This window comes from Cryobacterium sp., assembly GCF_026786305.1.
Lineage (GTDB): Bacteria > Actinomycetota > Actinomycetes > Actinomycetales > Microbacteriaceae > Cryobacterium.
On record NZ_JAJAYI010000055.1, the window covers coordinates 1 to 9,879 of the forward strand.

The window sequence follows — 9,879 nt, forward strand, 5'->3', positions numbered from 1 at the left end:
GCGGTGATCATGGCCTGCACCTCGTTGTTGCCGAGCGCGCGATCGAGCCGGGCCTTCTCCACGTTGAGGATCTTGCCGCGCAGCGGCAGGATCGCCTGGGTCTCCGGGTCGCGGCCCTGTACGGCGGAGCCACCGGCCGAGTCGCCCTCGACAATGAAGATCTCGCTGCGCGCGGGGTCCTTGCTCGAGCAGTCCTTGAGCTTGCCGGGCATCCCGCCCGACTCGAGCAGTCCTTTGCGCCGGGTCTGCTCGCGGGCCTTGCGGGCGGCCATTCGCGCCTGTGAGGCCTGAATGGCTTTGCGGATGACGTCGCGCGCCTGGGTGGGGCTGCGGTCGAACCAGTCAGCGAGCTGCTCGCCGGCGATCTTCTGCACGAACGACTTCGCCTCGGTGTTGCCGAGCTTGGTCTTGGTCTGGCCCTCGAACTGCGGCTCGGCGAGCTTCACCGAGAGAACGGCGGTCAGGCCCTCGCGGACGTCGTCGCCAGTGAGGTTCTCGTCCTTCTCCTTGATAATGCCCTTCTCGCGGGCATAGCGGTTGACGAGGCTCGTCAGCGCGGCGCGGAAGCCCTCTTCGTGGGTTCCGCCCTCGTGGGTGTTGATGGTGTTGGCATAGGTGTGCACGCTCTCCTGGTAGGAGTTCGTCCACTGCATGGCCACCTCGACCGCGATCTTGCGTTCCTTGTCCTCCCACTCGAAAGAGATGATGTCGGGGTGCACGACCTCGACCTTCTTAGCCGAGTTGAGGTACTCGACATAGTCGACCAGGCCGTTCTCGTAAAGGTAATTAACCTCGGTACGCTCGGCGCCGTCGATCTCGCGATCGTCGATGAGCGTGATCGTGAGGCCCTTGTTGAGGAACGCCATCTGCTGGAAACGGGCGCGCAGGGTGTCGTAGTCGAACTCGATCGTCTCGAACGTGTCCGGGCTCGGCCAGAAGGTGACGGTCGTTCCGGTCTCGTCGGACGCCTCGCCTTTCTCGAGTGGGGCGTTCGGCACACCGTGGGTGAAGCTTTGGCGCCACACGTGGCCTTGACGACGTACCTCGACGTCGAGCTCCTTGGAGAGCGCGTTGACGACCGAGATCCCCACGCCGTGCAGGCCTCCGGAGACCGCGTAGCCGCCTCCGCCGAACTTGCCGCCTGCGTGCAGGATCGTCATTACCACCTCGACGGTCGACTTGTTCTCGCTCTTGTTCAGGTCGACGGGGATGCCCCGGCCGTTGTCGATGACCCGGATGCCGCCATTGCGCAGCATTGTGATGATGATCAGGTCGCACTGACCGGCAAGAGCCTCGTCGACCGAGTTGTCGACGACCTCGTAGACAAGGTGGTGCAGGCCACGGGGACCGGTCGAACCGATGTACATTCCGGGGCGTTTGCGAACGGCTTCAAGCCCCTCGAGTACCTGGATCTGATCGGCGCCGTAGGTGTCGTCTGGCAGGGGAGTAGAGGGGACTGTCGTCATAATGAAGTTAGGCTCCTGCCAGGTAGATCGGAACTGTCAACCGTGGCCGGGCTTTCGCTGCGGAAAGATGCCTCGAGGACCTTCCGATTCTACCAAAGCCCTGAGAGGCCTCGGTCCTAAATGCCGTTCTGAGGACAGATTTTGTGCTCGGCGACCGTTTTTGCCCTGTTATCCGTAAGTATCGCGTGGGCCGCGCCCAGGAATTGATTTGGGGCCTCGTTTCCACGAGGGGGCACCCGGCCCTTCGAAGCGCACCGATTGAATGCCGGCATCCGGGTATTTCGCGGCGATCTGGCTTGTGATCTGCACCCGCATGAGGCGCAGCTGCGTTGCCCACGCGGTCGAGTCGCAGCGCACCGTGAGGGTTCCCTCCTCGATGCCGACCGGGGTCGAGTGCTCCGCCGTCTCGGCGCCGGCGATATCCGCCCAGGATGCGAGCAGCTCCGACTGGGCGAGCGGCGAGTTCCAACCGAGGGTTGCCGTGAGGTTGTCGAGCACCTCGGCGAGGCCGCGGGCATCCCGGCCGAGACCGAACGCGGTGCTCGAGCCGGGCTCCTTCTTCGTCCGCTTGCGGGCGTCGCTCGAACGAGCCTGGCCGTTGCCGAAGACCCGGCGGAACCTCTCGTAGACGGCGCGAGATTCCGATTCCCCGCTCATTTCTCCACGATCCTGCCCTGTTGGATGTGCACCGTGTTCGCGGTGAGCACCGCGGGGACGTCCTCGAGCACCGCGGCGGTGATCAGCACCTGCTCGAAGCCGGCGACGGCGCCCGCGAGCCGCGCGCGCCGGGACTGGTCGAGCTCGGCGAAGACGTCGTCGAGGATGAGCACGGGGTCTCCGCTGGCCGACTCCCGGCGGAGTACCTCGGCCGACGCGAGCTTCAGGGCGAGCGCGAACGACCAGGACTCGCCGTGACTGGCATAGCCGCGCGCGGCCATCCCGTTGAGCTCCAGCACCAGGTCGTCGCGGTGGGGTCCCGAGAGGGTGACGGCCCGCTCGAGCTCCGCCCGGCGCAACCGCACGAGGGACGCCCGGAACGCCACCGCGGCATCCGCGGCAGAAATCGGAACGAACTCTCCTCCGACCGGCGCCTGCACGGTCCCCTCCTCGGCATCGGCGTTGGATGACAGGATGCTGAGCTGGCTCCACAACCGGGCTCGATGGTCCTCTCCGGCGATCGCCACGTAGGCGGCGCTGACCGCCGGCACCAGCTGCGCGATGAGCCTGCTCCGCGCCTCGATAAGCTCAGAGCCCAGCGCGACGAGCCGGTCATCCCATATCTCCAAGGTCGACAGCTGTGCTCCCTTGACTCCCGCCGCCCGGGCCGACTTCAGCAGGCTATTGCGTTGCTTGAGCGCGCGCTCGTAGTCGGCCATCACTCCCGCCAGTCGCGGCGTGAGGAGCACGAGCAGCTCGTCGAGGAACCGGCGCCGGCCCGACGGCTCGCCGCGCACGAGCGCGAGATCCTCCGGGGCGAACAGAACGCTCGAGAAATACCTCGGCAGGTCCCGGGTCCTGATGGCGGACCGATTGATCTGGGCACGGTTGGCCGAAGTGCGGTTGAGTTGCACCTCGGCAAGCACGTGGCGGCTACCGTGCTGGACCCGCGTCCGGATGATCGCGGAATCGCAGCCCTGCCGGATCATCGCGTGGTCGGTCGCGACCCGGTGTGAGCCGAGTGTACTGAGATACCCGAGGGACTCCACGAGGTTGGTCTTGCCCTGCCCGTTGCTGCCGACAAACAGGTTGGCACCCGGCGCGAAATCGACCTCCGCGGTCTCGTAATTACGAAAATCGGTGAGGCTCAGGTGGGTGACTAGCATGCTGATCTCCACTGCACCGGGCTACCCGGACCGGGAGCCGACCGAGGTGGGCATGGAATGTGCCGGATGACGCTCAGCGGAGGAGCAGGTTGGGCTGCAGCAGGTACCGGTAGTCGTCGGCGCCCGGCTGGTCCTTGGATGACTGGCTCGTGATGAGCACCGGGCCCGGCTTGTTCGGGTTGTCGGTCTTGGTGAACGAGATCCGCACGAACTCCGACCTCACCGCACCGAGGCCGTCGAGGAGAAACTGGGGCTTGAGCGAGACGACCGTGTCTGTTCCGGTGAGGAAGGCATCGATCGACTCGGATGCCTGTGCCTGCTCCGACCCGATCGCCTCCAACGTCAGCCCGTCGATGGTGAAGCTGAATCGCAAAGCCGCCTCACGTTCGAGGACGAGTGAGACACGGCGCACCGACTCGATCAGCTCGGCCGTGTTGACCACGGCGTAGTTGTCGACGGTTTCGGGAAACAACCGCTTGACGGGTGGGAAGTTGCCCTTGATGAGCAGCGACGTGACGGTCTTCTTGTCGGCGCGGAAGGCGATGAGCTCGCGGTCGTCCGTGCTCGTGATCGACACGGAGATGGTGCCACTGTGGCCGAAGGTTTTGCCGATCTCCTGGAGCGTGCGCGCGGGCACGAGGGCGGTGACCGATTCGACGTTGGATCCGGCTGAATCCCACTCGATCGCCCGGACGGCGACGCGATAGCGGTCGGTGGCAACCAGGCTCAGGGAATTCTGCGATACCTCAAGCTGCACACCGGTTATCACCGGGGTGACGTCGTCCCGCGAGGCGGCGACGGCGACCTGGGCCACCGCGGTGGCGAACTCTTCGGCGGGAAGCAGGCCGGTCTGCTCGGACACCTGCGGGAGCGTGGGGTACTCCTCAACAGGCATGCTCAAAAGCGTGAAGTGCGCAGAGCCGCAGGTGACCTTGATGCGCTTGTCTTCGCTCGAGAACTGCACCGGCGCATTCGGCAGGCGGCTGGCGATGTCGGCCAGGAGTCGTCCCGAGACGAGGATCTTGCCGGCCTCTTCAACCTCGGCCGCGATCGACGTCTGGGCGGAAACCTCGTAGTCGAACGACGACAGCGTCAGTCCCTCCTCGGCGGCTTCGATCAGAACGCCGCTGAGGATGGGCAGGGTTGTGCGTTGCGGGAGGAGTTTCACGGCAAAGGAAACGGCCTCACTGAAGACGTCACGGTTGACCTGAAACTTCATGGGGACTCCCCTGGCGCGATTGCGGATGACTCGGGCCTCAATACTCGCATAGCCGGAGGCCGACTCCGCGGCCGGTTGTCGACACAGTCGGTCGTGTACAGGTTCTTTCCTCACCCAATGGATTCTTTAAAGAACAATTGTATTAACCGTTGTGCAAACTGTGAGTAACTCCACCTTTCTCGCACGGGCGTTGGGAACTACACGTGTGTGAGTTGTGGAGCGGGTGTGGGACTGGCGCCACGATTGGTCGAAGGTCGCCAGTGTTGTCATTCGGAGATTCCACAGGCACCACATGTTCTCGACAAGCCAGATGGTAGTTATCCACCGATTCGCCTAAGTTATCCACACTGTGCACTAGAGCCCCACTTTAGGGGGCGGCACTACAGGCTGCTGTAGCGGTGGTTCTGTTTGATGCGGCTGGTGAGCTCGGTGACTTGGTTGTAGATGGAGCGGCGCTCCTTCATGAGTTCGCTGATCTTTTTGTTGGCGTACATCACGGTCGTGTGGTCGCGGTTGCCGAACAGCTGGCCGATCTTCGGCAGTGAGAGATTGGTCAGTTCCCGGCACAGGTACATCGCGATCTGCCTCGCCGTGGCGACGGCCTGCGACCGGGAGGAGCCATAGAGGTCGTCGACGGTGAGCTTGAAGTAGTCCGCGGTGTGATTGATGATGTCGACTGGCGCGATGACGTTGTCGTCGTCGAGCGTGATCAGGTCTTTGAGCACCGTTTGCACGAGTGCCATGTCGACGGGCATCCGATTGAGGCTCGAGAAGGCGGTGACGCGGATGAGGGTGCCCTCCAGCTCGCGGATATTCGACGACACCTTTGAGGCGATGTACTCGAGGATGTCGTGCGGCACCTGGAGGCGGTCGCTCTGCGCCTTCTTACGCAAAATCGCGATGCGGGTCTCCAAATCGGGGGCCTGCACGTCGGTGATGAGGCCCCACTCGAAGCGCGACCGCATGCGGTCCTCGAAGCCCGTCAGCTGCTTGGGCGGGAGGTCGCTCGTGATGACCACCTGCTTATTGTGGTCGTGGAGGGTGTTGAACGTGTGGAAGAAGGCCTCCTGGGTGGAGTCCTTCCCCTGTAGAAACTGGATGTCGTCAATCAGGAGGATGTCGATGTCACGGTATCTGGATTGGAAGACCGACGCCCTGTTGTTGGCAATGGAGTTGATGAAGTCGTTGGTGAACTCTTCGGAGCTGACGTACCGAACGCGGATCCCGGGGTACAGGCTCTCGGCGTAGTGTCCGATCGCGTGGAGGAGGTGGGTCTTACCGAGCCCCGAGTCACCGTAGATGAACAGCGGGTTGTAGGCCTTGGCTGGAGCCTCGGCCACCGCCACGGCCGCCGCATGGGCGAACCGGTTCGAGCCGCCGATCACGAAGTTATCGAAGTTGTATTTCGGGTTGAGGCGCGAATCGGAGCGCTTGCCGGTGGCCTCCGCGGGCGAGGGCATCATCGTCTTTCGCTCTTGCCAGGGCGCCTCGACGCTCTCCTCCGACTGTTCCTCGGTGGGATCGAGTGAGTCATGCGAGATGTCGGGATTGACGACGATTGCGAAATTAGCGACCGAGACTCCGTCGCCAAGGTCGGCGATGGCATTGAGCAGGGGCAGCCGGATGCGCTGCTCCAGCATCCCTCGGGTGAGGTCGTTCGGCACCTCGAGATAGATCGTGCCGGCCATCACGCCCTTGGGTTCAACGAGACTCAGAAAGCCCTGCAACTGGGGGGTGATTCGTTCATCGGAGCGCAAACTCGCCAGAACGGATTGCCAGATCGGCTGGATCTCGTCCGCGGTGTCGGTCATGCTTCCCCTTTTATGTGCAATTCGCTGGGTTACTCACAGGGTTATCCACCGGCTGTGTCGTCCACCTACCTTAGTTTGCGGGGATGCAGGCTTCGCAAAACAGGTTATCCCCATGTGGATAAACCAGGGCCTCAATGGGCGCGGTTTGACCACAGCGCTTAAAGAACGTATTTTTAATCAGTTGACTTCTGGCCCGCGGGCCACCCCAATCCCTTTCAGGTTGTGTGATATCGCCTGCCGGGGCTCCGGGCATCATCCTTTGACCGCAACATCGTGGAGATTGAATTATGAGCAAGCGCACATTCCAGCCCAACAACCGCCGTCGCGCGAAGGTGCACGGCTTCCGCCTGCGCATGCGCACCCGGGCCGGGCGCGCCATCCTCGGCGCACGTCGTCGCAAGGGCCGCACCGAACTCTCTGCATAGCGACACACGGCCAGGCCAAACCGGTGCTTGCCCGACTGAACCGAATTGTGCGCTCCGATGACTACCGGTCGATCGTTAGGTCAGGACGGCGAGCGTCGACCCCTCACGTGGTGGTTTACATGCGCACGGGGCTGGCCGAGCGGCCGGCTCGGGTGGGCTTCATAGTGTCCAAGGCGGTCGGGAACGCGGTGCGCCGCAATCTGGTCCGGCGGCGGTTCAAGGCCGCGGTGTCTGTTCTCGTAGCGGATGTTGCCCCGGGCACGGACATCGTGATCAGGGCACTGCCAGCCGCGGCGCAGGCTTCCTGGGCTACCCTGAACACTGAAATAACCCAAGTCCTACGCAAAGGTATGGCGCGAGCATGAGACGAACACTGCCGTTCGTTATGCTGTTGCCTCGCAATGTCTGCGTGGCGATCCTTCGCATCTATCGCACGGTCATTTCTCCCCTCTACGGCGACGTCTGCCGGTACTTCCCGTCCTGCTCGTCCTACGCACTGCAGGCCATCCAGCATCATGGCGTGGTTCGAGGGGTCTGGTTCGGATTCCTCCGGCTCACCCGATGTCACCCCTGGGCGGCCGGCGGCATCGACGACATCCCGCTTCCGCGAAATTCCGACTACACGATCACCCGGTTCGGTTTCGTGACGCAAACTCAAGTAAATCGGTCGCACTCTGACCTGTTATCAAGCCATGGAAAGGGCTGACCCAAGACATGGACTTCTTAGGCACAATTCTTTGGCCCATCAAATGGGTTATCGAGGCGATCCTCGTCGCCTTCCACTCGCTCATCACGATGGCGGGAATGGACACCGACGCAGGAATCACCTGGGTGCTCTCGATCGTCGGCCTCGTGCTTGTCGTGCGGGCGGCACTCATCCCCGTATTCGTGCGCCAGATCAAGAGCCAAAGACGGATGCTCGAGGTCGCCCCGCACCTTAAGAAAATTCAGGATAAGTACAAGGGAAAGAAGGACCAGTTCTCTCGCGAGGCCATGCAGCGTGAGACGATGGCTCTCTACAAGAAGACCGGCACGAACCCCCTGAGCTCCTGCCTGCCGCTGCTGCTGCAGATGCCGATCTTCTTTGGCCTCTTTTCCGTTCTGCAGAGCGCACAGAGCGACGGGAATCCGGCGGGGATTGGCTTGCTCAACCAGGAACTCGCGACGTCGTTCGGAACCTCCGAGCTGCTCGGCGCGCCCCTGCACCTCGCCATCTCGAGCGCCGACGGCAACGTCGCCGTCATCGTCATCGCATCGATCATGGTGGTGCTCATGACGGCGTCGCAGTTCATCACGCAGCTGCAGATTATGTCGAAGAATCAGTCGCCCGAGATGCAGAACTCCCCCATGTACAAGCAGCAGAAGCTCCTTCTGTACCTGCTGCCACTCGTGTTCGCATTCTCTGGGTTCACTTTCCCCCTCGGCGTGATGTTCTACTGGCTCGTCTCGAACTTCTGGACAATGGTGCAGCAGTTCATTGTCATCCGGAACATGCCCACCCCTGGCAGCGAGGCGGCCCTCGAACGTGAGAACCGCATCGCGAAGAAGAACCAGCGCCGCGGGATCACAGTCATTGAGGACAAGGACGAGAAGCCGCGCGACGAGGTCAAGCCCGCACAGCGCCAGCAGCCCGTCGGCAAGGCCCGTGCGAAGAAGAAGCCAAACGCCAACCGCTAACGCACCACCCCTCGCCCTTTTGATAGAAAGCAGTGCAGTGAGCGACCTGAACACCCCCAGCGAGATCACGCCGACGGATGCCGTCAGGGCGACCGAGGTGGTCGCGGAAACACCGACCGAGACCGAGCGTACGGTCGGACAGCTCGAAGAGGAAGGCGATATCGCCGCGGACTACATCGAGGAGCTGCTCGACATCACCGATCTCGACGGCGACATCGATATCGACGCGCGCGACGGCCGTGCCTATCTTTCAGTGAACTCGAGCCAGGACAGCAACCTTCGGATTCTCTCGAAGCCCGACACCGTGAACGCCCTGCAGGAGCTCACGCGCCTCGCCGTGCAGGCGAAGACCGGATCGTACTCGAGGCTCATCCTCGACGTTGGCGGTTCGCGCGCCGCTCGCGTGGCGGAGTTGACGACACTGGTGGATCACGCGGTCGAGCGGATTGAAGCCGGAGCCCAGGCAGCATCCCTGCCGCCGATGTCGTCCTATGAGCGCAAGCTGGTGCACGACATCGTTGGTGCGCGCGGGTTCGTGTCCGCATCGGAGGGCGAAGGGCGCGACCGCCACACCGTCGTCACGCAGGCATAGTTTCACGTGAAACATCGCGGTGGGTGCTCGTGACAACGCGTGCGTACGAGACGGAGCCTGACGCTGCTGCTGCACTCTTCGGACGCCGGCTCGACGTGGCCCGCAAGTACACCAATGACCTGGCCCGGCGCGGTGAGGAGTTGGGGCTCATCGGCCCAGTTGAACTCCCCCGCCTGTGGACCCGCCACGTTCTCAATTCTGTACTGGTCGCTCCACTGATCTGGCCCAGCGCGCGGGTGGGGGATATCGGTAGCGGGGCTGGCCTTCCCGGGCTCGTTCTGGCGATTGCGCGTCCGGACGCGCAGTTCGTGCTCATCGAACCGATGGCACGTCGCTGTGATTGGCTCCGACACGAGGCGGCGGAACTTGGGCTGACCAACGTCGAGGTAATGCGTGCGAGGGCGGAGGAAGCGAACCCCACGCCGATTCTCGACCAGGCAACCGCGCGGGCCGTGAGTGCTCTGTCGAAGCTGCTCCCCCTGACCGTGCCGCTTGTTCGATCGGGCGGCGAGGTGATCTTGATGAAGGGCGCGAGCGTAGAAAGGGAATTGTCAGCGGCCGCGAAGGCGATCAAACGGCTCCGGCTGACCGAAGTAGAGATTTTGCTGCTCGGGGACGGTGTCGCCACCGAGGTCACGCGGGTGTTTCGAGCTACAGTAGGTTGACCGACCGTTCGCGTGGTTGCCAGACAGAATTTGGCACTGCGGGGCGTGGGGAGCTGTGCGCAACGACCGCAGCGCCCGCCAAATCAGCATGACCGATCCACTGTGGTCGAGGGGGTTTCACGTGAAACATTTCGGTAGCAAGCGGCGTAGGAGGCTCTTCGGGGGGCCCGTCGATGACGAGAAGACGAGCATGAACTCCCC

The 9,879-nt window shown here is 63.1% G+C and carries 11 protein-coding genes; 6 read left to right on the top strand and 5 right to left on the bottom strand.

Annotated elements, in window-relative coordinates; translation table 11 throughout:
• From LH475_RS05615 to dnaA, 5 genes are all read right to left on the bottom strand, one after another.
• On the bottom strand, positions 1-1,466 hold a 1,466-nt coding region (locus LH475_RS05615; RefSeq protein ID WP_297413075.1), incomplete at its 3' end, for a DNA gyrase subunit B.
• A gap of 168 nt (positions 1,467-1,634) precedes the next feature.
• A complete protein-coding gene (locus LH475_RS05620; RefSeq protein ID WP_297413076.1) occupies positions 1,635-2,123 on the bottom strand; it encodes a DciA family protein in 489 nt (162 codons plus the stop codon).
• The gene (recF, locus tag LH475_RS05625) at positions 2,120-3,289 is read right to left on the bottom strand and encodes a DNA replication/repair protein RecF (protein WP_297413077.1); all 1,170 of its coding nucleotides are present in this window, start codon (positions 3,287-3,289) and stop codon (positions 2,120-2,122) included. The genes LH475_RS05620 and recF overlap by 4 nt, the downstream gene beginning before the upstream one ends.
• Positions 3,290-3,362: 73 nt before the next feature.
• Complete coding sequence (gene dnaN / locus LH475_RS05630) at positions 3,363-4,508, bottom strand: DNA polymerase III subunit beta (protein WP_297413078.1); 1,146 nt, start codon at positions 4,506-4,508, stop codon at positions 3,363-3,365.
• 380 nt (positions 4,509-4,888) lie between these two features.
• A complete protein-coding gene (gene dnaA / locus LH475_RS05635) occupies positions 4,889-6,319 on the bottom strand; it encodes a chromosomal replication initiator protein DnaA (protein ID WP_297413079.1) in 1,431 nt (476 codons plus the stop codon).
• Between the two features lie 287 nt (positions 6,320-6,606).
• Between dnaA and rpmH the strand changes: the two genes are divergently transcribed.
• The 6 genes from rpmH to rsmG all read left to right on the top strand — a co-directional run bounded on the left by rpmH (position 6,607) and on the right by rsmG (position 9,678).
• On the top strand, positions 6,607-6,744 hold the full coding sequence (gene rpmH, locus LH475_RS05640; RefSeq protein WP_010204566.1) for a 50S ribosomal protein L34: 138 nt from the start codon (positions 6,607-6,609) through the stop codon (positions 6,742-6,744).
• Positions 6,745-6,767: 23 nt separating this feature from the next.
• Positions 6,768-7,109 (top strand): ribonuclease P protein component, encoded by a 342-nt coding sequence (gene rnpA / locus LH475_RS05645; protein ID WP_297413080.1) that lies wholly within the window; start codon positions 6,768-6,770, stop codon positions 7,107-7,109.
• Complete coding sequence (gene yidD / locus LH475_RS05650) at positions 7,106-7,450, top strand: membrane protein insertion efficiency factor YidD (RefSeq protein WP_297413081.1); 345 nt, start codon at positions 7,106-7,108, stop codon at positions 7,448-7,450. Before rnpA ends, yidD begins: the two co-directional genes overlap by 4 nt.
• Positions 7,451-7,458: 8 nt before the next feature.
• Positions 7,459-8,421, top strand: coding sequence for a membrane protein insertase YidC (yidC, locus tag LH475_RS05655; protein WP_297413082.1), 963 nt, complete (start codon positions 7,459-7,461; stop codon positions 8,419-8,421).
• 97 nt (positions 8,422-8,518) lie between these two features.
• Positions 8,519-9,013, top strand: coding sequence for a R3H domain-containing nucleic acid-binding protein (locus LH475_RS05660; protein WP_297413084.1), 495 nt, complete (start codon positions 8,519-8,521; stop codon positions 9,011-9,013).
• 29 nt (positions 9,014-9,042) lie between these two features.
• Positions 9,043-9,678 carry a 16S rRNA (guanine(527)-N(7))-methyltransferase RsmG gene (gene rsmG, locus LH475_RS05665; protein WP_297413083.1) on the top strand — a complete coding sequence of 212 codons (636 nt, stop codon included), beginning with the start codon at positions 9,043-9,045 and terminating at the stop codon, positions 9,676-9,678.
• The last annotated feature ends 201 nt before the right edge of the window (positions 9,679-9,879 follow it).